The organism is Campylobacter sp., from assembly GCF_019423325.1.
Classification (GTDB): Bacteria; Campylobacterota; Campylobacteria; order Campylobacterales; family Campylobacteraceae; genus Campylobacter_B.
Genome location: NZ_JAHZBQ010000001.1, coordinates 770,459 through 796,050 on the forward strand (window position 1 = coordinate 770,459; position 25,592 = coordinate 796,050).

Annotated in this window: 27 protein-coding genes, 1 tRNA gene and 1 pseudogene; 22 read left to right on the top strand and 7 right to left on the bottom strand. The window is 47.9% G+C overall.

All coding sequences use genetic code 11. The annotated features are described in order from the left end of the window. Window positions 1-76: 76 nt before the first annotated feature. The 4 genes from QZ367_RS03470 to QZ367_RS03485 all read left to right on the top strand — a co-directional run bounded on the left by QZ367_RS03470 (window position 77) and on the right by QZ367_RS03485 (window position 3,273). The gene (locus tag QZ367_RS03470) at window positions 77-322 is read left to right on the top strand and encodes a S4 domain-containing protein (protein WP_291937410.1); all 246 of its coding nucleotides are present in this window, start codon (window positions 77-79) and stop codon (window positions 320-322) included. Beyond that, window positions 306-713: a tRNA (adenosine(37)-N6)-threonylcarbamoyltransferase complex ATPase subunit type 1 TsaE gene (gene tsaE / locus QZ367_RS03475; RefSeq protein WP_291937413.1), complete on the top strand. Its 408-nt coding sequence runs from the start codon at window positions 306-308 to the stop codon at window positions 711-713. Before QZ367_RS03470 ends, tsaE begins: the two co-directional genes overlap by 17 nt. Then, window positions 706-1,428 carry an LPS export ABC transporter ATP-binding protein gene (gene lptB / locus QZ367_RS03480; protein ID WP_291937416.1) on the top strand — a complete coding sequence of 241 codons (723 nt, stop codon included), beginning with the start codon at window positions 706-708 and terminating at the stop codon, window positions 1,426-1,428. Before tsaE ends, lptB begins: the two co-directional genes overlap by 8 nt. Before the next feature lie 1,026 nt (window positions 1,429-2,454). After that, the gene (locus tag QZ367_RS03485; RefSeq protein ID WP_291937419.1) at window positions 2,455-3,273 is read left to right on the top strand and encodes an ATP-binding protein; all 819 of its coding nucleotides are present in this window, start codon (window positions 2,455-2,457) and stop codon (window positions 3,271-3,273) included. Window positions 3,274-3,426: 153 nt separating this feature from the next. Here QZ367_RS03485 and QZ367_RS03490 read toward each other — a convergent pair whose 3' ends face one another. From QZ367_RS03490 to QZ367_RS03520, 7 genes are all read right to left on the bottom strand, one after another. Next, complete coding sequence (locus QZ367_RS03490) at window positions 3,427-3,915, bottom strand: hypothetical protein (protein WP_291937423.1); 489 nt, start codon at window positions 3,913-3,915, stop codon at window positions 3,427-3,429. Then, window positions 3,916-4,320 carry a hypothetical protein gene (locus QZ367_RS03495; protein ID WP_291937426.1) on the bottom strand — a complete coding sequence of 135 codons (405 nt, stop codon included), beginning with the start codon at window positions 4,318-4,320 and terminating at the stop codon, window positions 3,916-3,918. A 263-nt stretch (window positions 4,321-4,583) separates the two neighbouring features. After that, a complete protein-coding gene (locus QZ367_RS03500; protein ID WP_291937428.1) occupies window positions 4,584-5,303 on the bottom strand; it encodes an arginyltransferase in 720 nt (239 codons plus the stop codon). Next, window positions 5,296-5,580: a hypothetical protein gene (locus QZ367_RS03505; RefSeq protein ID WP_291937431.1), complete on the bottom strand. Its 285-nt coding sequence runs from the start codon at window positions 5,578-5,580 to the stop codon at window positions 5,296-5,298. Before QZ367_RS03505 ends, QZ367_RS03500 begins: the two co-directional genes overlap by 8 nt. 8 nt (window positions 5,581-5,588) lie before the next feature. Beyond that, window positions 5,589-7,022, bottom strand: a complete 1,434-nt coding sequence (locus tag QZ367_RS03510; RefSeq protein ID WP_291937433.1) for an acetyl-CoA carboxylase subunit A — start codon at window positions 7,020-7,022, stop codon at window positions 5,589-5,591. 115 nt (window positions 7,023-7,137) lie between these two features. Next, window positions 7,138-7,224 (bottom strand) — tRNA-Leu (locus tag QZ367_RS03515). A gap of 70 nt (window positions 7,225-7,294) precedes the next feature. Continuing rightward, a complete protein-coding gene (locus QZ367_RS03520; RefSeq protein ID WP_291937435.1) occupies window positions 7,295-7,591 on the bottom strand; it encodes an HU family DNA-binding protein in 297 nt (98 codons plus the stop codon). A 326-nt stretch (window positions 7,592-7,917) separates the two neighbouring features. Here QZ367_RS03520 and QZ367_RS03525 point away from each other — a divergent pair, with 326 nt between their 5' ends. The 18 genes and pseudogenes from QZ367_RS03525 (at window position 7,918) to QZ367_RS03610 (ending at window position 25,564) form a co-directional block, all read left to right on the top strand. Beyond that, window positions 7,918-8,595 (top strand): response regulator transcription factor, encoded by a 678-nt coding sequence (locus QZ367_RS03525; RefSeq protein ID WP_005870247.1) that lies wholly within the window; start codon window positions 7,918-7,920, stop codon window positions 8,593-8,595. A 488-nt stretch (window positions 8,596-9,083) separates the two neighbouring features. Then, window positions 9,084-10,325: an ArsS family sensor histidine kinase gene (locus QZ367_RS03530; protein WP_291937441.1), complete on the top strand. Its 1,242-nt coding sequence runs from the start codon at window positions 9,084-9,086 to the stop codon at window positions 10,323-10,325. Between the two features lie 50 nt (window positions 10,326-10,375). After that, window positions 10,376-10,768: a cytochrome C oxidase subunit III gene (locus QZ367_RS03535; protein WP_291937444.1), complete on the top strand. Its 393-nt coding sequence runs from the start codon at window positions 10,376-10,378 to the stop codon at window positions 10,766-10,768. Continuing rightward, entirely contained in the window at window positions 10,765-12,036 is a 1,272-nt protein-coding gene (hemL, locus tag QZ367_RS03540; protein WP_291937447.1) for a glutamate-1-semialdehyde 2,1-aminomutase, read from the top strand. The genes QZ367_RS03535 and hemL overlap by 4 nt, the downstream gene beginning before the upstream one ends. Window positions 12,037-12,067: 31 nt before the next feature. Beyond that, the gene (locus tag QZ367_RS03545; protein WP_291937449.1) at window positions 12,068-12,367 is read left to right on the top strand and encodes an AtpZ/AtpI family protein; all 300 of its coding nucleotides are present in this window, start codon (window positions 12,068-12,070) and stop codon (window positions 12,365-12,367) included. An 11-nt stretch (window positions 12,368-12,378) separates the two neighbouring features. After that, complete coding sequence (locus tag QZ367_RS03550) at window positions 12,379-13,575, top strand: hypothetical protein (RefSeq protein WP_291937452.1); 1,197 nt, start codon at window positions 12,379-12,381, stop codon at window positions 13,573-13,575. A 354-nt stretch (window positions 13,576-13,929) separates the two neighbouring features. Beyond that, window positions 13,930-14,982 (top strand): annotated as a pseudogene (locus QZ367_RS03555) (quinone-dependent dihydroorotate dehydrogenase); the annotation flags it as partial. Between the two features lie 1,037 nt (window positions 14,983-16,019). Then, window positions 16,020-17,273: a pitrilysin family protein gene (locus QZ367_RS03560; RefSeq protein WP_291937455.1), complete on the top strand. Its 1,254-nt coding sequence runs from the start codon at window positions 16,020-16,022 to the stop codon at window positions 17,271-17,273. After that, window positions 17,266-18,162 carry a 4-hydroxy-tetrahydrodipicolinate synthase gene (dapA, locus tag QZ367_RS03565; protein WP_291937457.1) on the top strand — a complete coding sequence of 299 codons (897 nt, stop codon included), beginning with the start codon at window positions 17,266-17,268 and terminating at the stop codon, window positions 18,160-18,162. Before QZ367_RS03560 ends, dapA begins: the two co-directional genes overlap by 8 nt. Further along, on the top strand, window positions 18,163-18,942 hold the full coding sequence (locus QZ367_RS03570; protein WP_291937459.1) for an enoyl-ACP reductase: 780 nt from the start codon (window positions 18,163-18,165) through the stop codon (window positions 18,940-18,942). It abuts the gene before it with no gap. Continuing rightward, entirely contained in the window at window positions 18,939-19,496 is a 558-nt protein-coding gene (pgsA, locus tag QZ367_RS03575) for a CDP-diacylglycerol--glycerol-3-phosphate 3-phosphatidyltransferase (RefSeq protein ID WP_291938139.1), read from the top strand. Before QZ367_RS03570 ends, pgsA begins: the two co-directional genes overlap by 4 nt. Window positions 19,497-20,123: 627 nt before the next feature. Then, the gene (gene rseP, locus QZ367_RS03580; protein ID WP_291937461.1) at window positions 20,124-21,239 is read left to right on the top strand and encodes an RIP metalloprotease RseP; all 1,116 of its coding nucleotides are present in this window, start codon (window positions 20,124-20,126) and stop codon (window positions 21,237-21,239) included. Then, entirely contained in the window at window positions 21,236-21,874 is a 639-nt protein-coding gene (locus QZ367_RS03585) for a YggS family pyridoxal phosphate-dependent enzyme (RefSeq protein WP_291937464.1), read from the top strand. The genes rseP and QZ367_RS03585 overlap by 4 nt, the downstream gene beginning before the upstream one ends. Window positions 21,875-22,163: 289 nt before the next feature. Beyond that, window positions 22,164-22,490 (top strand): ABC transporter ATP-binding protein, encoded by a 327-nt coding sequence (locus QZ367_RS03590; protein ID WP_291937467.1) that lies wholly within the window; start codon window positions 22,164-22,166, stop codon window positions 22,488-22,490. A 188-nt stretch (window positions 22,491-22,678) separates the two neighbouring features. After that, window positions 22,679-23,362, top strand: a complete 684-nt coding sequence (locus QZ367_RS03595; protein ID WP_291937469.1) for a hypothetical protein — start codon at window positions 22,679-22,681, stop codon at window positions 23,360-23,362. After that, entirely contained in the window at window positions 23,355-23,888 is a 534-nt protein-coding gene (locus tag QZ367_RS03600; RefSeq protein WP_291937472.1) for a hypothetical protein, read from the top strand. Before QZ367_RS03595 ends, QZ367_RS03600 begins: the two co-directional genes overlap by 8 nt. A 132-nt stretch (window positions 23,889-24,020) precedes the next feature. Further along, entirely contained in the window at window positions 24,021-24,482 is a 462-nt protein-coding gene (locus QZ367_RS03605) for a hypothetical protein (protein WP_291937475.1), read from the top strand. Between the two features lie 269 nt (window positions 24,483-24,751). After that, window positions 24,752-25,564 carry a class I SAM-dependent methyltransferase gene (locus tag QZ367_RS03610; RefSeq protein ID WP_291937478.1) on the top strand — a complete coding sequence of 271 codons (813 nt, stop codon included), beginning with the start codon at window positions 24,752-24,754 and terminating at the stop codon, window positions 25,562-25,564. The last annotated feature ends 28 nt before the right edge of the window (window positions 25,565-25,592 follow it).

A 25,592-nucleotide genomic window follows, 5' to 3' on the forward strand; every position in this document is an offset into this window, starting at 1 on the left:
ACGTAAAATTTGGCGAAATTCTACCAAAAATAGTTTAATAGTTGCTTTTAAGGCAAATATCGCTAAACTCACGCTTATGAGAATCGATAAATTTTTAAACGCAGTCAATATCACCAAGCGGCGCGCAATCAGCGAAGATATGTGCAAAAGCGGCGTCGTGGCCGTAAACGGCGCGGTAGTAAAGCCCGCCAAAGAGCTTAAAATCGGCGACGTTATCACGATAAGCTTTTTGGATAGAAAACAAAGCTTTAAAGTCCTAGCCTTTCCTAGTGCGAAAAATACGCCCAAAAGCGAGCAGGCTAAGTATGTCCAAGAGCTTTGAACTCATCTGCGGCGAGGATGAAATTTTGCGCCTCGTGCAGGCTCTGCCAAAAAGCGGCATAATATTGCTAATCGGGGGTCTCGCCGCCGGCAAAACGACGCTTGCGCGCGCAATCGTGCGGGCGCACGGATTAAACGAGCACGTGAGCTCGCCTACGTTTTCGATCATGCAAAACTACGGCGAAATTTATCATTACGACATCTATAACGGCGGCTGTGAGGGGATTTTAAAAAACGGACTATTTGAAAATTTATTTGAAGAGGGGCTTCATCTGATTGAATGGGCGGATGAAAATTTGATAAATTTACTTAAAAAATATGAGCTTGATTTTTGCGTAGTGAGGATCACGCCGCACGCGCAAGGGCGAAAATACGAGGTAAGCTATGCATAAACTGGAAGTCAGGGGTCTTAAAAAAACCATAAAAGGCACGCCGATCATCAAAGGAATCTCGCTAGAGCTTTACAACGGCGAGATTGTAGGGCTGCTAGGGCCCAATGGCGCGGGTAAAACCACGACATTTTATATGATCTGCGGGCTGATAAGCGCTAGCGGTGGTGATATCTTGCTTAATGAAAATAGCATCGCAAAGGTTCCGCTTCATAAGCGCGCCAAGCTCGGCATAGGCTACCTGCCACAAGAAAGTAGCATCTTTAAGGAGCTTAGTGTGGAGGAAAATTTAATGCTTGCCGCAGAGATTACCTATAAAAACAAGGCCGAAGCCTCACGAAAGGTCGATGAGATGCTAAATCTACTCAACATCGAGCCGATCAGATTACGCAAAGGCGTGAGCCTAAGCGGCGGCGAGCGCAGGCGCTGCGAGATCGCGCGAAGCCTAATGATAACGCCGAAATTTCTACTTTTGGACGAGCCGTTTGCAGGCGTCGATCCGATCGCCGTTAACGACATCCAAAGCATCGTGCGCGATTTAAGCGATCTTGGCATCGGCGTGCTCATCACCGATCACAATGTCCGCGAAACGCTTGCGATCTGCGACCGTGCCTACGTCATCAAAGACGGCGAGCTGTTCGCAGGCGGCACCGCAAAAGAGATAGCTAACGATCCGAATGTCCGTAAATTCTATCTCGGCGAGGATTTTAGTATCTAAGCCGGCAAGGGCGTTTTAGATTTTCAGCTCCCACTTCGGCGCGCACGGTTAAATTCTATAATTTAAGTTTTGCGATTTAAATTTCAAGTGTACGGCTGCGATTAGCCGTACGCGCGACACTTATTTAAAATTTTGCATATTAAAATTTAAAGCCACTGCCACGGCCGTACGATAGAGCGATTTGATTTTGTGCTTTAAATCTTAAAAGCCAATTTTATTGTCCGCGCCCGATTCTAAAGCTGGGGTTTAAATTTTACGCTTTAAATTTTTAAAGTAGTTATGGCGGCGGGATTTGAGTCCAGCGTTTAAAATTTAGCATATTAAATTTTTAAAGGCGCAGTAAGGATAGGATGGCGCGTTCTATTCAAAGTTTAAATTTCACGTATTAAATTTTTAAGAGCATATAGACTCGTTTTAAAATTTTTAAATTTCAAAGGGCGTTTTACGCTGCAAATTTTAAATATTTTTTGCTACAGACTCACTTTTACGACCGAAATTTTACACCCGCGGTGCATAAAATTTAAATCGCATTTTAATCGCGCTTTGTTTAAATTCGGCCGAATTCTAAAGCGCGAGCCGTTTTATAAACACGGCGCCGCCGTCTGCGCACCAAAATCACGCCCACAATTTGCAAAAAATATCCACTCGTAGAATTAAATTTCAAAACGAACACAGCCGCAAATGAATTACATATTCAACGGTGCTTGAAATTACGCGCGAGATGCTGTCTAATTTCACGGCTAAATTCCGCGAGCCGCGGCGTAAACCAAAGCGCACACAAAACCACTCGCTTCTGCTTCGACGCATCAAATTAAAAGCGACGCGCGAAGCAAGGCCTTCCAACCCGCTAGAATTTTTCCGATTAAGCCACTTTGTTTAATTAAAATTGCGCTTTTATTTGCTCTGCGGGTTTAAATTTCGCTCATCTTAAAGCTCGCTGCGAATTTTAAAATTTTAACCCGGCGCTCGTCGTTTTCGGCTTAAATTTTAAAATTCTTAAAATTTTGGCGAGATCAAGGAGAGATTATGAAAAAAGTTCTACTTTCGTGCGCCTTGGCGGGCGCGCTTTTTGGCCTAGAGATCGACGGATTTAGCGCACCTAGCGGTTCGCTCATTACCGATGACGCCTTTTATATCGCAAATCGCGGTAGTAGTGAAGATCCACAAGAGCGCGACGGCTTCATCAGCCGCATAGTAAAAAACTCGGGTGTCGTTGAGACAAATTTTATAGACGATCTGGTAAATCCGGGCGGAATGGCGCAGATCGGCGACGTGCTCTACGTGTGCGATCTGGACGCAATCAGGGGCTTTAGCAAAGGCCAGGAGATTTTCAATCTAAAAATCGAGGGAGCGCAGGCCTTAAACGACGTCGTAGCGCTCGGTAGCGAGGTTTTGCTCGCAAGCGATAATGTGCGTGGGACGATCTGGCGCATCGACCTGCTCTCGCGCACCGCGGATGAGTTTGCGCGCATCGATCCATCGCTAGGCAGCCCAAACGGACTTTTGGCTAAAGGCGATAAGCTTCTGATCACTACATTCGATCTTAGTGGAAAGGTTTCGGGGCGCGTGCTAAGCATGAATCTGAAATCTCGAGAAATTTCGATCTTTGCCGATATGAAGGGGGTTTTCTACGGCATAGCGCGCGGAAAAAACGGCGAAATTTTAGTTAGCGACTGGGGCGAGGATCTTTTAAGCGGCAAAATTTGGCGTATTGATGCAAACGGGCAGATACGCAAAATAAACCTCGGCGCGATGCAAAGACCTGCGGACATCTCAAGCGACGGCAAGGTTTTATTGATCCCAAAAACGCTGGAAAACAAGGTGGAGCTGATAAATTTGCCTTGAAAATTTTAAAAATTTCCACAACTTCTCAAGCCGATTTAAAATTTGTAAATTTCAAATCGGCTTAGAAATTTGCAAGTAGTCTCAAATAGCCACTCTACAAAGCTTAATATCTATGGAATTTACTAAATTCATACCCTGAATATATCTTTTTTTCTAAAGCTTCTGCCTCGATATATCGGTAAGCGCAAGAGCAATATTTTCTTTTACCGCTGCATTGATTGCAGATTTTGCACGATCTATGGCGGCAAAACTTGTTCGAATTTGGGATGAGCTAGTAGTAAACGAACGCCTATAAATAACTCGTCCATTCTGTTTTAACGTCCATGCAACCTCTACCGTAGCGTCAAAATTAATAGCCGCTATCGGTGTGGATACCCTTACTAAAAATGTATTTAGTGTCACGTCTGAACCGCTTGCGACTACTTGGGAAAATAGATTAGATCTTTGCACGCTCTCGCCAATTGCCTTTTCAAATGCATCATAAAAGTCCGTATCTACAAGCGCAATACCAGAAGCATGGATTTCTACACTCTTTTTAAACATATTCATGCCAATAAAATTTGGCGTAAGCTCAGTGTAAGTAGTCTTTTGTACACAACCACCTAAAAATAGTGCCATAATAAAAATTAATACATATCTCATCTAGATTCCTTCTTTTTTCAACATGGATTCGATTATTTCGCTAACTGCAAGCTCTTGATTTATGGCATCAGTTCCGCGACGTGCATCATTACAGATAACCATAGGAAAATTATCTTTAGCATCTCTAAAAAAGACGTAAAGCACGCCTATGCTTAAATGTACAACGTCATAAGTTACAACCGCATCTGCATTCTTTTGATCCGAAGTAATATTAAAACCCTGACGAGAAATCGAACGTTCGATCATTCCCGCAATACCGTTTTGGTCATATGGATTTTTAACAACGTAAAAACTTTTTATACCGATCTTTTTGCTATCTGGCACAAGTAATGTTTCTCTGTATTTATACCCGCTTGCACAACCACAAAATAGTAACGCGATCATAATGCAAAAAATATATTTCAACTAAACTCCTTTAATGAAAAAATTAGCTGGAATTATATATACGTGCATATAAAAGATACCTTAAAAATTTAATAGAATTTAAATAGTTTTCGATTCAATACACAAATTTTTAAAATACTGCGTAGCAAAAAATATACATAAGACTTGATTTAAATTTCGTAGAATTTGATGAAAAATTAATTCTTCTCAAACGAAAAATTAGGCAACTATAACAAATGCTCAAAAACACAAAATAACGAGTACTGGCGCAGAATTTACGCTGCCTATTTCCAAGCCGCCTTTTCGTTTAGGTCAGAGTAGTTAGATAAAATTTCATACGGCTCGTAGCTAAATTTATACGCTAGGCTCGGACACTGTTCAACCGCATAGCCCAAATAAATCCAGCGTAGCCCCAGATCTTGGGCGAACTCGATCTGTTTTAAAAGCGAAAATTTACCCAGACTTAGATGCGGCAGATACGGATCGTAGTAGCAATACACCGAGCTGATGCCGTCATCCACGATATCGATGAGATCGACGCAGATAAGTCGCCCGTCCTCGCCGTAGTAGGAAATTTCTTTGCCGAAGTCGCCGTGGCCCTGGACGTAAATTTCATCATATCGCTCAAAATCGATCTCTTGCAGAGGCCAGCCCTTTTTTAGATGCATGTAGTCGTGATAGAGCGCGAAAAGCTCCAAACGCGCATCGTTTAAAAGCGGGCGAGGCTGCCACACATAGGCGGTCGTGCGATTATTTTTATAGACGCGGCGGTGCGATCTGCTAAATTTAAAATTTGCCGCATCGACGCGTAGGCTTTTACACTCCGCACAGGCTGCACAAATGGGCTTTTGAAAATACCTGCCGAAGCGGCGGTAGCCGTGCTGCACTAAGCTTGAATTATACTCGAAGTCGCAGTCTTTTATGTAGAGATACTCGCTGCGTGCGGCTCTGCCGCCTAGATAGGGGCAGGCAAAATCCAGCGTACAAAATGGAATTTCAGTCATTCAGCTTTTTGATATTTGCCGCGTCCACGTATTTTAAAAACTCGTCTTTGAGGCGCTTTTCGCGTGCGGCGATACTCTCTTTGGCTACGTCAAGCTCTTCCGTCACGACGCCGTCTAAGCCGCCCCCGCTTTGCAAGCTCAAATCATCATCTTTAAAAATATCTTTAAACTCGTCGCGATTTGGATTAGGTTTTTTGGGCTTTTTGGGCGCGGAGCTTGCCGCCTTATCCTTAAGCATATCCTTTTTTATATCTTTTAGGCTATCTAAAAAATCCATACTCTTTCCTAAATCCGCGCCGATTTACGCATCGCAGCGATGATGGCGGCGATCGCTTCGTTTTTATTCGGCTGCATATCATCAATAGTGTTTTCTAAAATTTTGTCTAAATTTTTCTCTACGTAGCTCGTATCGAAAAAGCCAAGCCGGAACTCACGCGACTTGCTGATACTGAGCAAAAACGGAATGATCGTGCGCACCCCCTCGATGCGAAACTCCTTCAGCGCGCGCTCTAGCTTATTGACGGCTAGATCGTAGTCGGTGGTTTTAATGATGAGCTTGGCTAGAAGCGAGTCGTAAAACGGCGGAATTTTATAACCTTTGTAGATGTGGCTATCGACGCGCACGGAAGGACCAAGTGCTGGATAATAATCGCTGACGGTGCCGGGAACGGGGGTGAAATTTTTCCAGACGTTTTCAGAGGTAATACGCGCCTCGATCGCATAGCCGTGCGGCTTAATATCGCTTTGTTCAAGCTCTAAAATTTCGCCGTTTGCGATGCGGATCTGGCGCACGACCAGATCGACGCCCGTAACTTCCTCGGTGATGCCGTGCTCGACCTGGATACGGGTATTCATCTCCATAAAATAAAAGTTATTGTAGTCATCGAGCAAAAATTCCACCGTGCCGACATTGGTATAATTCACCGCTTTTGCCGCAGCGACTGCAGTCGTACCCATAGTTTTACGCAGATGCTCGCTTATCGAGGGACACGGCGCGATCTCGATGATCTTTTGGTGGCGGCGCTGGATCGAACAATCGCGCTCGCAGAGGTGAATGATGTTGCCGTAGTTATCGCCGATGATCTGAAACTCGATGTGGCGAGGCTTGACGACGAGTTTTTCCATAAAAATTTCATCGTTGTTAAAAAAGGTTTTCGCCTCCCTTGTGCACGAGTCATAGGCGCTCTGCATATCCTTCTCTTCCCACACCTCGCGGATACCGCGTCCGCCGCCGCCGCCGCTAGCCTTTAAAATCACGGGATAGCCGATCTCGCGCGCATATTTTTTGATCGTATCCATGCTCTCGTGATTTAGCTTTTCGGTGCCTGGCACGATCGGAATGCCGTTTTTGCGCATCAAATAGCGAGCGATGTTTTTGTTGCCCATTTTGCGGATAACGTCAGGCTTTGGGCCGATGAATATGATCCCCGCGTCCTCAACCTCTCTTGCAAAGTCAAAATTCTCGCTCAAAAAGCCGTATCCAGGATGTATCGCATCAGCGCCACACTCTTTGGCGACTTCGACGATCTTTTTGGCGTCCAGATAGCCTTTTAGCGCGTCGGCGCTGACCTCGTAGGCCTCATCGGCGATTTTTACGTGCAAGCAATCGATGTCGGGTTTGGTGTAGATCGCGACGCTTTTAATATGCAGATCTCTGCAGGCCCTAATGATGCGAACCGCGATCTCGCCGCGATTAGCGATAAGAATTTTACGTATCATAAATAATTGCCTCTTTTAAAGAAATACCGCGGTAATAATAGTATAAAAAATTTTATAGCAAGTTGAAATTTGCAAAAGGCAGTTGAAATTACGGACAAAATTTAAAGAATATTTATGGTGCCCGAGGTCGGAATCGAACCGACACGAGGTCGCCCTCGCCAGATTTTGAGTCTGGTGCGTCTACCAATTTCACCACTCGGGCATTTTAAAAAGTTTTGATTGTATAAATTTAAAAAAGATAAGCCCCGAAGACGGGGCTTGAAGCAAGAAAATTATTTTTTCTTCTTGCCTTTTGCAGCTGCAACAGCCTCTTTTAGCTGTTTGCCGACTTTAAATTTTACTACTTTAGTAGCAGGAGATTTGTAAGTTCTGTTTGTGCCAGGAACTTTACCCTCGCGAGCTGCACGCTCTGCAATACCGAAAGATCCGAAGCCGATGAAGCTTATGTCATCACCTTTTACCAAAAGCTCTTTGATAGCCTCAAGTGCAGAATCAACTACCTTAACGGTATCTTTTTTAGAAAGACCTGCCTTATCGGCAACTACCTGGATAAAATCAGCTTTTTTCATGCTAATCCTTTAAAATAAAGTGGCTTGGGCGGTATTCTACAATAGTTTCGCAAAAAATACAATAGTTTTTTAAGAAAAAAACGCAAAAATCGGCAAAATTTAGCCGAATTTAGCCCAAATTCGTCAATTTTTCAGATTTTGCTTCTTTAAATTTCAAAATTTCGCCATATTTTTGGGGCTGATTTTTGAAATTTCACCAGATTTCGAAAAATTTCAAAATTTTACCCATTAGCGCTTCATTTTTATAAAATTTCGCCCCAGCCCGCCGCTTTAAAATATATAAACTATATTTTGTTATAATCCGCGCAAAATTTCAAAGGCTTTTTATGACTAAAATTTTAATGATAGAGGACGATTTAGAACTCGCCGAAATTTTAAGCGAATATTTGCAACAATACGATATCGATATCACCGTCGCGGACGATCCGTTTTTGGGGCTTTCTAAGTTAAATTTAGAAAATTTCAACCTCGTGATTTTAGATCTCACGCTTCCTGGGATGGATGGGCTTGAGGTCTGCAAAGAGATCCGCAAAAACACCGATATACCGATCATAATATCAAGCGCCCGCCACGATCTGACCGACAAGATCAACGCTTTTGACTTCGGCGCGGACGATTATCTGCCAAAGCCCTATAATCCGCAAGAGCTTTTAGCGCGCATCAAGCGCCACATCGAGCGCTACGACATAAACTCCATTCAGCGCGCCGCAAAGCCAAAAAAAGACCTCGAAGTGGACGATTTCCGCCACGTCATCAGCTTCAAAGGACAGCCCTTGTCGCTCACCATCGCCGAATACGACGTGCTTTCGTATCTCATCAAAAAGGAAGGCGGCGCGATCACCCGCGAGGAGCTCATCTACAACTGCAGCTCCATAAGCGAGGAATCCTCGAGCAAAAGCATCGACGTCATCATCGGTCGCATCCGCCTAAAGCTCGGCGAAACGTCCAAGGCGCCTAGCTACATCCACGCCATCCGCGGCGTAGGCTATAAGCTGATACAATAAGCACTTGCGCCTGGCGGGTGTCGCGTATAGAATTTAGCCGCACGCGGCTATAAATTTATAATAGATGTCCGCGCGGCGAAACTGAAATCGCAAGTAGGTCCGCGCGATTTCCCCTTTAAATTTAAGGCGCCGCAACTGAAGCGTTAAAATTTTACGATAAAATTTTGTAGTTATAGATTTGGTACGCGGTTAGATGCGCGCGAAATTTTATCGTCGAATTCGACAAGCAATTCGGCTCTACGCGCGAGGCGAGTTGTAAAAGACAGAGCCCAGGGCAGCAAGAAGAGGCAAATTTTAAAATTTAAAGCGGCGCGGCTGTTAAATTTAAAAGCACCCTGCTTTGCGATGAAATTTTAAAATTTACGTGTCGCGCCTTTAAGACGCGCCATAAATTTAAAGCCGAGCAAGCCGGTCCGTGCGCCAAAGCAAAGCAAGTCAGCGACTTAAAAGCTTTGAAATTTTAAAAATTTAAGGATCATATAAATTTAATGAAAGTAAGATCGTCGATTTTTTACACCATCACGTTCATCTTCGCGCTCGCTGCCGTGGGCGTTTCGCTCGCTCTACTCTGGCTCATTGGCTACGATCAGCAAAACTACACCCGCGAGCTAAACTCCAAATACTCCATCGTTGCGCGCGCGAACCTATATCAAATGAGCAAGCTCATCAGCGACGTCGAATACGAACGGCAGGTCGCAAATTTCGAGTTTTCGACCATCCGCGATGAAGCCAAGCGCGATGAGATCATCAAAGGCGCCGAAATTTTAGATAGCATCTCCGCAGACATCGGCTCTGCGGACATCTTGCTTTTTAAGCGCAAGCACTACTTAAAAATCACTCACGCTGGCGAGACGCGGCTTTTAAACGACAAGGAGTATCAGCCCTACCGCTACGATATTTTCAAGGCGATCTACGGCGTCATTTTGGTGATCATCCTGCTTGCGTATATCTTCATCATCCGCAAAATTCGCCCCCTTCGCAAGCTCAAACGCCAGATCGATAAATTTGCTAAAGGCGATCTTCAGATCAAGGACGTAAGCGTAGGAAACGACGAAATTTCCGAGGTTTCGCACGCATTTTACGAGGCGGTCACGCAGATAAATAAGCTTAACGAATCACGCCATCTGTTTTTGCGAAACATAATGCACGAGCTCAAAACTCCCATCACAAAGGGTCGCATCGCCGTCGAGATGATCGAGCACGGCAAAAATCAAGAGCGCCTCATCTCGGTCTTTGAGCGGCTGGAAAGCCTAATCAACGAATTTGCGGCGGTCGAGCGCGCGACCGCGGGTACGGCACTAATCGAACGCGGAATTTTTTCAATGGATGAAATTTTAAAAGAAGCGCTTAGTATCGCAATGATCGAGCCCGGCTGCGTGACGCTGGAAAATCCGCTAGGCCTAAGCCTAAACGTCGATCTGAAGCTCTTTTGCGTCGCGGTGAAAAATTTAATCGACAACGCCGTAAAATACGCCGCAGACGGTAAAATTTTAATCCGCTTAGATGCCCAAACGATGGACTTCATAACGCTCGGAGAGCCGCTGCAGAAGGACTTTAGCTACTACAAAGAGGCCTTCGTCAAGGGCACGAACGCTAAGCAAAGCTTCGGCCTGGGGCTTTACATCGTCGATAACATCGCCAAGGCGCACGGGCTAAAATTCCTCTACCGCAGGCAGGACGAGCTAAATGTCTTTTATTTCGAGGGGATCGAAAAGATAGCTGCGTTATGAAATTTAAGCACATTTTTTATATTATTGCGCCAAAAATTCGAAATGAGAAGATGCGAAATTTCATATTTTTAGCGCTGTTTTTAAACGCGGTCATATTTTTTCTACCTCGCGGCGCAGAAGCTGAGAGCTTTATCACCGATGAGGAGTACGGCGCAATGCTGTATAAAAATCCGCGCGGCGTGGGCTGCGACAAGTGCCACGGCGAAAAGGGCGAGGGCTCGCTGATCGCGACATATAAAGAATTTAACCGCACCGCAGGCGCCTACTACGAGCGCTCTCTAAACGCACCGCCGATCAACAATCTCTCGCTTCAGGAGCTCGCCGACGGGATCAGCAGCTCGCGCGACGTGATGCCGAGCTACTTCCTGACGCAAAACGAGATCATCATCATCTACAAATATATAAAATCGATAAATCAACCCAAAAAGAAGGAGAAAAAATGAATAATCACGACGAATTTTTAGCGGCACAAAAACTTATCCCAGGCGGCGTAGATTCGCCAGTGCGAGCATTCGGTAACGTAGGCGGCGAGCCTTTTATGGTAGATCGCGGCGAGGGCTCGTACATCTACGACGTCGAGGGCAAAAAATATCTCGACTTCGTGCAGAGCTGGGGCCCGCTCATCTTCGGCCACGCCGATGCTGACATTGAGCGCGCCGTCGTGCAGACCGCTAAAAAGGGGCTAAGTTTCGGCGCATCCAGCCCGCTTGAGACGCAGCTTGCCTCGCTGGTGCTAAAAAATTTCGATTTCCTAGATAAGATCCGCTTTACCAGCAGCGGCACGGAAGCCACGATGAGCGCGATCCGTCTTGCGCGCGCCTTTAGCGGACGAGATAAAATTTTAAAATTTGAGGGTTGCTACCACGGCCACAGCGACAGCCTGCTCGTCAAAGCGGGCAGCGGCGCAAGCACCTTCGGTAACGCAAGCAGCGCGGGCGTGCCGCAGGATGTCGCGAAAAACACCTACCTAGCCAGATACAACGACATACAAAGCGTAAAGGACGTCCTAGCACAAAACGACATCGGCACGATTATCATCGAGCCTATCGCGGGGAATATGGGCTTGGTGCCAGCGGATCCCGAATTTTTAACCGAGCTTCGCGCGCTGTGCGACGAGAAAAAGATCGTGCTGATAATAGACGAGGTAATGAGCGGCTTTCGTGCTAGCAAGCTAGGCAGCTACGGCATCTACGGCGTCCGCGGCGATCTGGTAACCTTCGGCAAGGTCATCGGCGGCGGTATGAGCGTGGCGGCGTTTGCGGGCAAGCGCGAAATCATGGATATGATAAGCCCGCTAGGAGCGGTGTATCAAGCGGGCACGCTAAGCGGAAACCCCGTCGCAATGGCTGCAGGCATCGCTAGCCTAAGTAAAATTTACGCTAACAGCGGCCTTTACGAAAGGCTCGGTGAGCTGGCGCGCAGGCTTACGGACGGGCTTTGCGCCATCGCGCAGCACCGCGGCATCGCGCTGCAAACCGCCTGCGTAGGCTCGATGTTCGGCTACTTTTTTGCAGACGAAGAGGTGCGCGACTATGACGGCGCCTTGCGGGCAGACACCGCGCGCTTTGCGAAATTTCACGGCGAGATGATTAAGCGCGGCGTATTTTTGGCGCCTAGTCAGTTTGAGACAGGCTTTATCTGCGCCAGCATGGACGAAGCGCAGATCGACTTTGCGCTAAACGCCGCGGATGAAGCGATGGCGGCGCTTTAAGGGCTACGTTTTAAAATTTTACGGATTTTAGATGAGAGTAACGAAAAATTTAAACAAAATCGCAAGGGGCGCCTGCGACATCAGTCTAGGCATCTCGATCGTCGTAGCGATCGGCATCGGCGTAGCGATCGGGCTTGGGCTGCGGCACCTCACGGGCTCGCTGCTTTTATTATGGCTTGGCATCGCTATCGGCATCGCGGCGGCGTTTTTGAACGTTTACCGCGCCTGCAAGGCGCTAAATTCGAGTCTAAAAGAGCTTGAAAACGATCCGAAATACAAGGCGGATCCGAAAAATTTCGACGACGACGATGAATGGGATGAGCGGGATTGAATAGGCGGTTTTTGCTCATATATTGCGCGCTAAACGCGGCGTTTGTCCTGCTTGGGCTAGCGCTTTGCGGCGGCGGATTTTTCGGCACGGGCTCTTTCGGCGTGCGGGCGCTAGCGTGGCTTCTCAGCTTGGAGGCCGGATTTTTGGGCGCATTCGGCGCGGTATATTTTTCGTTTCGCGCTTACCGCAACAAGATAGAAGATGAGCTAAGAGCCGGCAAATACGATGAAATTTTGCAGCAAAGCTCTAAAAATTCCGCAGGTTTCATAAGCGGCGAAACTTCCGCAAACGATACGAATTCCGCAAGCTTTGGCGGCGAAAACCAAGGCGGTGCGAGCGGCGACGATAAAATTTCATACGGCAAAACTTGCAGCGGCGAAATTTTAAAGAGCGAGAATTTTAGCGGCGCAAATTCAGGCGCCGCAATTTCAAATTCTCAAAATTCCGAAGGCGCGGTAAATTTCACTAGCGGCGAGACCAGCACCGAAAACGATGATAGCCACGCTCTGTACGATGAGACCTCCGCCGAGCGCGCCGCAAGCTCCGCCGATATAAATTTTACTCGCGGCTCAAATTTAGACGCCGAATACGGCAGAGCCGCCGCTAGCGAGTGCGACGTAAATTCCACCGAGAGCAGTCGCAACGAAACCTCTACTTGCGGCGCAACTGCTTTGGGACACGCCGCCGATAAATTTAATATGAATGGCAGCTCGACTTGCGGCAACTCACACGGCTGCATAAGCGACGAAGCTAGCGATAGTTCGCAAGGCGGCATAGGCGAGCGTTGCGACGACTTGAAAAATGCAGCGAGCAGCGATCTGGACGGCGGCTTAGATAGCAGCGAGTGGAGCGATGGCACAGATAGCGGCAATCGTGGCGGCGATGTAAATAGCAGCGAGCTGGGCGACGGTACGAGTGATTTTGGAGGTGAGATTGGCGGCGCGCGCGACGTATCAAATAATAATTTCGACGGCGCGGACGGCAGCATTGATGGTTTGGATGATGAGCGCAAAAGAGGCGAGGTTCGGAGCAATTTCGTGGGGGCGTTTTTCTCTCCGTTTAAAATTTTGTCCTACGCGGCGCTCGTGGCGGCGATCTACCTGCTTGCCAAGCTGTCATTGCTAAACCCGCTAGCTATTATATTGGGCGTTGCGATCATTCCTCTGGGCACGATGATCGTTGCCTTCGCTGACAAAGACGCACGCTAAAGTTCAAACAGTGCGAGTGGACGCTTTAAATTTTAAAATTTAGCGTCAGCGGGATTGAGCGCAGATTGGCGCAGGATAAAATCGCGGCGATGCCCGCCACCGCAAGCTGCGCCACGGACACCGCGCGTTTCGGCACGTACCCGGGCGGGCTAAATTTATAAAATTTGCGGCGCGCATCTTTAAACTTCTGCGTAAATTCAGATCGTCGCGACGAGCCGTAGAAATTCTACGCAGCATTTAAGCGCGTAATTTTAAAATTAAATTTAACCGCCGCAGATTGCAAATACAGCGCGAAATCCTTATCTATATTTAATTAAATTTTAGCTACCATTATGCAAAATTTGAGGAAAAATTATGAATTACAATACCTTGAAAAAAATCTTTTTTCTATTCGATCCAGAAACCGCCCACAAGATCGCAGAATTCGGACTTCGGGCACTCTATGCGACTCCGGGCGGGCTTGAGGCTTTGGCAAAATTCGGCGTTTATAAAGATGAAATTTTAACTCAAAATATATGGAATTTAAGCTTCGATAATCCAGTAGGTATCGCGGGCGGATTCGACAAAAACGCCACAATGATCGCGCCACTAGCTGCTCTTGGCTTCGGACACATCGATTTTGGCACCTTTACGCCGCGTCCTCAAAGCGGCAATCCTAAGCCGCGACTTTTTCGCCTCGTTAGCGAGCAGAGCATTCAAAACGCGATGGGCTTTAACAACGAAGGTGCCGATGTTATCGAGCGTCGCGTGCGAAAAATTTATCCTTTTGTAATCCCGATCGCCGCAAATATCGGCAAAAACAAAGCCACCTCGAACGAGGACGCGCTAAGCGATTACGAAGCCTTGGGCCGTAAATTTAACGGGCTGTGCGATTTTTTTATCATCAACGTAAGCTCGCCGAACACCCCAAATCTGCGCGCTTTGCAAGAAAACAGCTTCATAAGCGAGCTGATCGGAGCGATGAAAAAGATCACGAACAGACCGCTCGTTTTAAAGCTGGCGCCCGATATGAGCGCGGATCAGGCGATAGCACTGTGCGAGTGCGCGGTGCAAAGCGGCGCAAGCGGCATCATCATAAACAACACGAGCGTCGATTATTCGCTAAGCCCCAACGCCAGGGACTTCGGCGGCCTAAGCGGCAGACTGATCACCGAAAAATCGCGAAAGCTTTTCGCGCAGGTCGCTCGCGAGCTCTTCGGCCGCACGATCCTAATCAGCTGCGGCGGCATAGACAGCGCGCAAGAGGCCTATGAGCGCATCAAATCGGGCGCGAGCCTGGTTCAAATTTTTACCGCCTTTATCTTCAAGGGTCCGTTCGTCGCAAAATCGATCAACGAGGGGCTCGCGAAGCTTCTGCGCGCAGACGGCTTTAATAGCATCGGCGAGGCGATCGGGGTAAATTTAAAAGCTCGCGCGGGCGAAGGATACGGCATCAGAAATGATCTGGCGGAAAATCTCGGCAACGGCGCGGATTTGCGCACTTACAAAAATAAAGACGCGGAAGCTAAAGCGGATAAAATTTCGAGTGCGACCGAAGGCGAGGAAACGGATGAAATTTCAAACGCGCCCGAAAGCAGGGATGCGGACGAAAATTCTAACGACGGCAAAAGTGAAATATCGAGTGCCCAAGCCGATAAAATTCCCGCCGTTCAAACAGATAAAATTTCGAGCGTTCAAGCAGATGAAATTTCGAGCGCTCAAACAAACTCAAGCTCCGAAGAGGATGAAATTTCTAGTGCTTCGGCAAATTTAAACGCCTTGGTAAGCGCAGATACCGCGACGGATCAAAGATCAATCGAGCAAAGCGGTGCGGAGAGCGAAAATTCAGAGATTAAAAGTAGCGCGGAAAGTAAAAATTCCGAGGTTAAAAACACAAAACGAAGCAGCGCAAAAAGCAAAAATTTAGAGGCTAAAAGCGCAAAGCAAAGCGGTGCGGATCGAAAGTCGGATAAAATTTCAAAAACTACCTCCAAAAGCGACGTAAGCTCTAAATGCGATAAAATTTCAAAGGATGCTACGCAAAAAGACGCCGCGCAGAAGGATATTCCGCAGGATAATGACGCCTTACAGAAGGACGCCTCGCAGCAGAAAGATGCCACAGCTAAAAATCTCTCGAAAAGCGACACAAAAAGCGAGAATTTAGAGGCCAAAAAAGCAAAACAAAGCGACACGGCGAGTAAAACCGCCAAAACCAAAACCACGCCGAAAAATAAAACCACAACTGAAGCTGCACTAAAAAATGACATAGAAAGCAAAAATTCTAAAACTAAAGCCGCGCCAAAAAGTAGCGCAGAAAGCAAAAGTTCCAAGAGCAAAAACGCAAAGCAAAGCAGCGCCAAAACTAAAAATTCCGAGGCCAAAGAGCTTAAAGAGGTTAAAGAAGCGAGCGGCGCCCAAGACGCGGAGCAAAACTCAAACAAAAAACGAAAGGCGAAAAAAGATTAATGTTTCCGAAATTTAAGAAAATCACGCTACAAAACGGGCTTCAAATTTATCACATTCCGATGAATAAAGGCAGCGGCGTCATCAGCGTGGACGTGTTTTACAACGTCGGCTCGCGCGACGAGACGATGGGCAAAAGCGGCATAGCGCACATGCTGGAGCATCTAAATTTTAAATCCACGAAAAATCGCAAGGCGGGCGAGTTCGACGCGATCGTAAAGGGCTTTGGCGGCGTAAATAACGCAAGCACGGGCTTTGATTACACGCACTACTTCATCAAGTGCGCGAGCTCAAATTTAGAGGTCTGCTTGGATCTTTACGCCGACATAATGCAAAACTTAAGCCTCAAAGACAAAGAATTTCAGCCCGAGCGCAAGGTCGTGCTCGAGGAGCGGCTGTGGCGCACCGATAACGATCCGTTCGGATACCTATTTTTCAGGCTATATAACGCCGCGTTTTTGTACCACCCGTACCACTGGACGCCGATCGGCTTTCGTAAGGATATCGAAAACTGGGGTATCAAAGATATCAAAGAATTTCACGCTAAATTTTATCAGCCGCAAAACGCCGTGCTGCTGATCACCGGCGACATCGGCGAAAAGGCTGCGTTTGATGCGGCTAAAAAATACTTCGCGTCCGTAAAAAACAAAAGCGAAATTCCGCGCCTTCACTGCACCGAGCCCGCGCAAGACGGCGAGAAGCTTAGCGTTATTTACAAAAGCAGCGAGGCGCAGATCGTGGCGGTCGCCTTTAAAATTCCGCCGTTTAACCACGCCGACGCCGCGGCGATCAAAGCGATGGATATATATCTTAGCGGCGGCAAGAGCTCACTTTTGCAGCGCGTGCTGGTCGATGAGAAAAAGCTCGCCAATCAGATCAACATCTACGATATGAGCGCCAAGGACGAGAATTTATTTATAGTCTTTGCCGTTTGCAACCAAGGCGTAAGCGGCGAGGCGCTGAGAGATGAAATTTTAACGCTGATCGAAAAAGCCAAAAAAGCTAAAATAAGCGACGACGATATGCTAAAGATCAAAAACACCCTAAGCAGCGATCTTATCTACTCCCTCGACAGCGCTAGCAAGGTAGCGCAGATGTACGGCAGCTACATCGTCCGCGGCGATCTGGACGCGCTATTTAGGCTGGAGCGTGAAATCAAAAGTCTAGATAAAAACGCGGTTAAAAAAGCGATGAAAACCTATCTAAGCCTTAAAAGCTCCACAAGCATTATCTTACGAAAGGAAAACGATGAATAAAAATGTCATAATCGGCTCTATGACGGCGCTGATCACGCCTTTTAAAGAGGGCAAACTAGACGAGCAGACCTACGCTAAGCTCATCAAAAGACAGATCGCAAACGGCATAAGCGCGGTCGTACCCGTAGGCACCACGGGCGAGAGCGCGACGCTGACGCACGACGAGCACCGCGTCTGTATCGAGATCGCCGTAGATGCGTGTAAGGGCACGGACGTCAAGGTGCTAGCGGGCGCGGGCAGTAATGCAACTCACGAAGCGATCGGGCTAGCGCAGTTTGCGCAGGCTCACGGCGCGGACGGAATTTTATCCGTAGCGCCCTACTACAACAAACCCACCCAAAAAGGACTCTATCTGCACTACAAGGCGATCGCTAGCTCGGTAGATCTGCCGGTACTGCTATACAACGTGCCAGGGCGCACCGGCTGCGACATAGCCGCAGATACGATCATCAAGCTTTTTAACGACTGCGAGAACATCTACGGCGTCAAAGAAGCTAGCGGCAGCATCGATAAATGCGTCGATCTGCTCGCACACGAGCCGCGCCTTAGCGTGCTTAGCGGCGAGGATGCGATCAACTATCCGATCCTAAGTAACGGCGGCAAGGGCGTGATCTCCGTTACGGCAAATTTACTGCCCGATTACACGGCGAAGCTTGTGAAATTTGCGCTGCAAAATGAGTTTTTAAAAGCCAAGCAGATCAACGACGATCTCTACGCGATCAATAAAATTTTATTCTGCGAGAGCAATCCGATCCCGATCAAAGCGGCGATGTATATCGCGGGCCTCGCGCCGAGTTTGGAGTACCGCTTGCCGCTTTGCGAGCCGAGCGCGGAAAACCTCAAAAAAATAGAAAACGTGATGAAACAATACACTATCAAAGGATTTTAATTGACGAACGAATTTAAAGGAAAAACGCTAGTTATCAGCGGCGGCACGAGAGGTATAGGCAGGGCGATAGTTTTGGAATTCGCAGCTGCAGGGGCGAATATCGCTTTTACGTATAATTCTAACGAGGAGCTAGCGACTTCGCAAGCAGCCGATCTTGAGAAGGCTTACGGCATCAAGGCGCGCGCTTATGCGCTCAATATCTTAGAGCCCGAGACCTACAAGGAGCTCTTTGCCAAGATCGACGAGGATTTTGCGCGAGTGGATTTTTTCATCTCAAACGCCATCATCTCGGGTCGCGCAGTCGCGGGCGGATACACTAAATTTATGAGGCTAAAGCCGCGCGGCATCAACAATATCTTTACCGCGACCGTAAATGCCTTCGTCGTGGGTGCGCAAGAAGCCGCAAAACGCATGGAAGCGGTAGGCGGCGGCTCGATCATCTCGCTTAGCTCCACGGGAAATTTAGTCTATATCGAAAACTACGCGGGTCACGGCACAGCAAAAGCCGCGGTTGAAGCGATGGCACGCTACGCCGCGACCGAGCTTGGGGAGAAAAATATCCGCGTAAACGTAGTAAGCGGCGGCCCGATCGAGACGGACGCGCTACGAGCCTTTACAAACTACGAAGAAGTACGCGATAAAACCGCCGAGCTTAGCCCGCTAGGACGCATGGGACAGCCGGAGGATCTGGCGGGAGCATGTTTGTTTCTATGCTCAAGCAAGGCTAGCTGGGTAACAGGGCACACCTTCATCGTCGACGGCGGAACGACCTTTAAATAATGCTAAATTTACCCAATATTTTAGCGAGCTTTCGCGTTGCGCTGGCGCCGCTGTTTTTCTGGCTGATCTTACTAGCAGGCCATGCGAACGGCGGCATGGTAGGCTCGGTGCACGTAAGCTGGATCGATTATTTTGCCGCGCTCGTCTTCGTCATCGCCTCCGTCACGGACTTTTTCGACGGATACATCGCGCGCTCTTGGAACCAGAAGACCAAACTAGGCGCCATCATCGATCCACTCGCCGATAAGATGCTAACGCTTGCGGGCTTTTTGGGGCTTATGTTTATCGGGCGCGCCAGTGCTTGGGCGATCTATCTGATCCTAATCCGCGAGTTTTTTATCACTGGTCTTCGCGTGGCGATGGCGGGCGACGGCGTAGAGGTCGCCGCGTCGATGGCGGGCAAGGTAAAGACGGTCTTTCAGATGATCGCTATCGGCTGGCTCACGATGCAATGGCCCTATGCAAACACCCTACTCTGGATCGCAGTTGCGCTGACGCTATATTCGGGCTTTGAATACGTCGCAGCGTATGCTAAGGCTACGAAAAAAGGCTAAATTTTAGGCTAGATATAGCTTCCATATTTGAAGACAAAATCGGTATCGTAGAGCGCCAAAACGCATGCTTAAAGCGGGTTTTGGTGATAAAATTTCAGCGTGAAATTTCACTCATACCGACAAGCGTAAAATTTTAAAATTTCGCGCTATAAATTGTGACATAAAATTTTATAAATGTTTAATTTGTACGCGCACAGCAGTGCGCTAAGCCTATAAAATTTGAAAGATAAAATCCACCGCGCAAAATTTCACGGCGCAGAATTCCGTCTAACCGCCACGCAAAATTTCAGGGCGGCGCGGCAGTATTTTAAAACACGACGGAATTACAAAGTATAACGACCTTTCAAAGCATAGCGGCAATTCAAACCACAAAGCCTCGTGCGGCGAAATTTTATAATCCGCTCCGCAAAATCTCGCAGTAAAATTTCGCTTTTAAAATTTTAAATTCCTCGCGTCCTCCATCCGCCGCGCACCTTAATTTAGCTAAATTTATAGCCCGAAACGGCGGTGAGCTAAGTTTAAAAGCTAACCAAGTTTAAAAAAGCGGGCTAAGCCCAAAAAGCAATCTAAGCTTAAAATTTACAAAATCATAGTAAGCTTAGCCCATTTTTTACAAAGGTCTGAAATTTGAAAAGCATAATTTTAACGCTCGCGATCCTGGCGGTCGGATTTTATTTTTACTCGATAAATTTTATGGTCACGGTGCTGGCGATCAGCTTCCTCATCTTTTTCCACGAGCTGGGGCATTTTTTGGCGGCGCGGGCGCTGGGCGTGGGGGTGAACGTCTTTAGCGTGGGCTTCGGCGAGAAGGTCTTTACTAAGCGCATCGGCGCGACGCAGTACGCCATCAGCGCGATCCCTCTGGGAGGCTATGTAAGCCTTAAGGGGCAGGAGGATCTAGATCCCGCCGCGGCAAGCACGGATCCCGACAGCTACAACTCCAAAGGCCCGATCGCGCGCATAATCATACTTTTTGCGGGGCCGTTTTTCAACCTGCTGCTTGCGTTTTTGATCTACATCGCGCTTGGCTACATCGGCGTCGAAAAGCTAGCGCCGAAGGTCGGCAAAATCTCGCCGGGCTCTGCCGCGGCAAGCGCAGGGCTAATGCTAAACGATGAAATTTTAGCGATCGGCGGCAAGCAGATCCGCGAATGGGACGACATCTCAAAGCAGGTAACCGCAGCACCCCTAAGCCTAGAAATCATGCGCGGCGGCGAGCGGCTGAGCCTGACGCTCACGCCAAAGCTCGGCGAGAAAAAAACTATCTGGCGCGAGAGTATCAGAGTGCCGCTCATCGGCATTTCGCCCGATTACAACGCGACCGTGACGCTGTATCACAAAGGTGCTCGCTCGCTTAGCTTCGCGTGGGATCAGACGGTAGAGGCATCAAAGCTCATCTTGGTGGGTCTTGAGAAGCTCGCCAGCGGCGTCGTTTCGCCAAAGGAGATGGGTGGCATCGTCGCCATTACCGATATCACCTCAAAGGCGGTCGATTACGGCGCGGCGGTCTTACTCGCGCTCGTGGCGCTAATATCGGTAAATTTAGGGCTCATCAATCTATTTCCGATCCCTGCGCTCGACGGCGGACACATCGCGTTTAATCTCTTTGAGCTCATATTCCGCCGCCCGGTACCAAAGCGGGTATTCGTGAGTGCCAGCTACGTAGGTATGGGGATTTTGGCGCTTTTGATGATATTTACGGTACTAAATGATTTCGCTAGAATTTTGGGATTTTACAAATGAGGCTGGATGAAATTTTAAAGCGCATTGAGGCTGCAAAAGCAGGCGCAGGCGACGTGCAGCTAGTCGCGGTAAGCAAAAACGTAGGCACGGATGAGGTGCGCGAGCTGTATTCGCAAGGACAGATCGCGTTTGGCGAAAACAGGGTGCAGGAGCTGAAGCGCAAAAGCGAGGTACTGCGCGAGCTGCCGCTAAAGTGGCACTTCATCGGCACGCTGCAAAGCAACAAAATCAATCAGCTTATCGCTCTACGCCCGACGCTGTGGCAGAGCTGCAACAGTTGCGAGCTCGCGCTTGCCGTAAATAAGCGGCTGAATTATCCGCTAGATACGCTGCTGGAGATCAACGCTGCGGGCGAGAGCTCCAAAACGGGGCTTGATAAAAACCGCGCGGTGGAGGAGTTTTTGCGCATCAAGCAGGAGTGCAAAAATCTAAATTTAATCGGCGTGATGAGCATCGGCGCGCACGTGAGCGAGCCCGCGCAGATCGCGCGAAGCTTCGAGGTGAGCCGCGAGATCTTTGATGCGCTCGTGCCGCACGGCGCGCGGATCTGCTCGATGGGGATGAGCGATGATTTTGAGCTCGCGATCAAATGCGGCTCGAACATGATCCGCCTGGGTAGAATTTTATACGCCTAAGGCTACCGAAAGACGGGCTTTATCGCGCGAGCAAATTTTATACCGCTTTTATTAGGCGGCGTGCTTGATTTGCCGCGCAGGCGAAATTGGGCGCGTAATTTGAAATTTAGCGCAATGCTTGATTTTACGTGCTACTTAAATTTAGCGCGTTATTGAAATTTTACGCGGCGCGGTAATGCGACATCAAATTTTAAACTTCGATAAAAATTTATTCGCAACGACGTAAATTTTAAAGACGCGGCGATATAAAATTTTAAGCGCGATCCGTATAAAGACGGAATTTTAAAAGATGAAATTTCAAAGTAGCGGCAGCTGGCGTACATCGCGCACGCTGGTTCAGGGCGCGAAAGTGATCTTTATGGACGAGCCGACCAACGGGCTGGATTTTGGCAATCAGATCAAGCTACTAGAGATGATAAAAGCGCTGGGAGATGAGGGCTACACCTTCGTGCAGACGACGCACTATCCACGCCACGCGAAGTTCGTTTCAAGCTTGACGCTGTTTATAAAAGACGGCGAAATTTTAGCCTTCGGGCGCAGCGAGCAGCTCATAAACGCCGAAAATATCGATAAAATTTACAGCATAAACTACGAAAGATACGAGGATAGATTATAAATTTTACGAGCGCGTAGCGCCGTTAAATTTAGCCGAATTGGGGTAAAATTGCGCGTATAGAATAACTTTTCGGCGGCAAGACGGCGCGCCGAAAAACGCCAAGCTGCAAGCTGCAGATCGCGACTGCGGCAATGTAAGCAGCAAACCGAATTGCTAGCGAACAAAACGATAAATTTAAAAGGAAAATCATGACTCCGCGGGAGATATTTTTAAACGGCTGCAATGAGATTGCGGCGAATTTCACGGACTTCAAGCCCACGCAAAAGGGGCAAAAACTAACGAAGCTCGCAAGCAACAAAGATATTTCGTTTGAAATTTATTTCAGCTCCAGCATGCGCAATTACTCGGGCAGCGTGAGCATCCTACCGCAGGTCGCGATCTACTGCAAGCGCCTAAAAAAGCTTATGCAAGAGGAGCTGCCCTACTCGACCGACCTTGTTTTCGTATCGTATCTGAGCTATCTCACGCCGCGCAGGCAGTTTCGCGACTGGCAGCTCGCGGGCGCTAGCTTTGAGCCCAGTGTTCGCGAGATTAGCGCGGCTATCAAAGACTACTCGCTGCCTATTTTTGAGCTTTTTGAGGACAAGCAAAAGGCGGTGGAATTTATGACGCAACGCGGGGCTAAATTTAATAAAAATCTAAGCGCCTTCGATCTGCGCCCGATCTACTTTATCTATTATTTCGGCGGCAGGGACGCGGCGGAGGCGTTTTTCAACGTCTGCCTAAGCGATTGCACCTACAAAGGGCGATTTTATAAGCTTTACGAGGAGCTTGCAAACGGCGCGGAGGCGGATTTTAGCAAGAGTTTGTTTGTGGGCGATACGGAGGAGAAATTTGCATTTGTAAAAGGACTTAGAATTTTAAATGGCTGAAGCTTTAATTCAAATTTTAATCGTAATTTTTAGCGTTTTACTTCTGGGCGGGATTGTTTGGACGCTTTTTTGGCGCAATCCTCGCAAGCTTAGCTCGCGCGAGCTTGCCGCGATAGATTGGATAAGCGAAGCAAGCGCGGTAAAAAGACTTTCCGTGAGGCCGTTTTTGTTCTGGCTGGAGCGATTTTTCATTTCGCGTGAGAGCCTTTGGTTCGATCAGGATTTTATCTACGTTTTTGATGGACAGAAGCTCGCGGCGAGGTATAAATTTGAGCAAATTTTGACGCTTGAAGCCACAAAAATACGGATAAATCATGCTAGGATTTGGCGGATCAGCTTTGCAGGCGGCGCGAGCGAGCTTGAACGCGGCAGCACGAACAAGCCCGAGCAAGACGGCGCAAACGAGTATAAATTTGCGCCCGCCGCTTCGATTTTTGAGCCAAACTTTAAAGAATTTTTGCAAATTTTACGCGAGAAAAACCGAGGCGCGATCAAGACGGAGTCTAGATTTTGGGAGAGCGTTTAGCGAGGCAGAATTTTATAAAGCGATTTGCAAAAAATAGAAAAAGTGCAGATCTTTGAGCGGCGATCGTCGCAAAGGACGGCAAAAGCTACGCGCAAAACCGCAAGAGGCGATAAATAGATAATGGGAGGCAAAATGAAACGTTGGAGCAAGCTTGCAAAACGGCTTTACAAACTCGTGGATGAAAGCATTGATTTTAAGCTCCACTGCACGGTTTATCGGATGCAAAGCAAGCGCGGCAGCACGGATTTGCCGCGATATTTTATCACGCTTGCGGGCGAGATTATTTTTGATTACCCGAAGGATTTCGTGCTAAAAAGCGGTGGCGTAAAAAGCTTAGCACAGGGTGCTCTAGCGAAAATTTATCCGTATGGTAACGACATAAGCGACATCGGCGAGCTTATCCCCGAATATATCGATACGCCAAAAGAGGAGCTGTTTAAAAAACACTTTGATGCCGATGAATGGGGGCTCGCAAATATTTTGAAGGCCGCCGACAAGCGCATCGGCAAAAGGAGGCTGCAAATTTTAGCCAAAAACAAGAAAAATCAAGCGATGCAAAAGGTGATAGCGGCTAGATTGGGGGCTTTGCAATAAATTTGAGCGATGATTTAAAAGCGGAGCGAACAAGTGCGGACGACAAACTAAAAATTTTGATTTATGCACGGACTTTTAAAATTTAACTGCAATCATTCGGTGAAAATTTAAAGAATTTCGAGCATATAAAATACGCAGAGGTAGGCTTGCCTTAGTACTTTTCGCCGGGCGGTTTGAAATTTCAGGCGGGTTTGGGCGTGGCGCATAATTTTACGCTAAAATTTAATGAAAAATCGGTGCGATCTGCCCGATAAATTCAGGAAAGGATAATGATGATTTTAGCTTCAAACTACTATGAAATAGACTTTGACGCGCTTTATAAGGCACAAAAAGCAAAAAGCTCATTCGGCAAAAAACTGGCCGAGCATTGGGACAAAAAGGCGCCGAGCTTCAGCGAGGGCGTGATGAAAAGCGCCTACGCGCGCGAGTTTATAGACAAGGTCGATTTTACGGGTGTTTCTACGCTGCTTGATTTCGCATGCGGAGCGGGCGCGCTAAGCGTGCTGGCGGCGGAAAAGGTGGATCAAATTTACGGCTATGACTTTTCGCCCAAAATGCTGGAATTTGCCCGCGAAAACGCTCAAATTTACGGCGCAAAAAACGCGAAATTTGCGCAAAAAGCCTTTGAGGACGACTGGTCGGACGTGCCTGCGTGCGATATCGTCTTTGCTTCGCGCTGCCTTGAGGTGGACGATCTAAAAACCGCGCTTAATAAGCTTCTTTCAAAGACTAAAAAATCGCTTTACATCACGTTTAAGGTGGGTGGCAGCTTCGTGGACGGGGATATTTTAGACGCGATAGGGCGCGAAGTGGAGCAAAAGCCAGGCTTCGTTTATCTTTTAAACATCCTGTTTCAAATGGACTATTTGCCGAGTCTCAGCTATATCAAAGCCCAGTGCCACGGCGGTGGAGCGAAAAGCGCGGAGGAGTTTATGCAAAAGACGCGCTGGATGCTAGGCGACGAGCTAAGCGGCGCGGAGGAAGCGCGGCTAGCGGAGTATTTCAACAGCGGCAAATACGAGCCAAAGCGGGATTTTATGCACTGGGCGTTCGTGCGGGTGGATAAAATGGATGAGCCTTAGTTTGGTTGCCTTATTTTATGAATGAAGC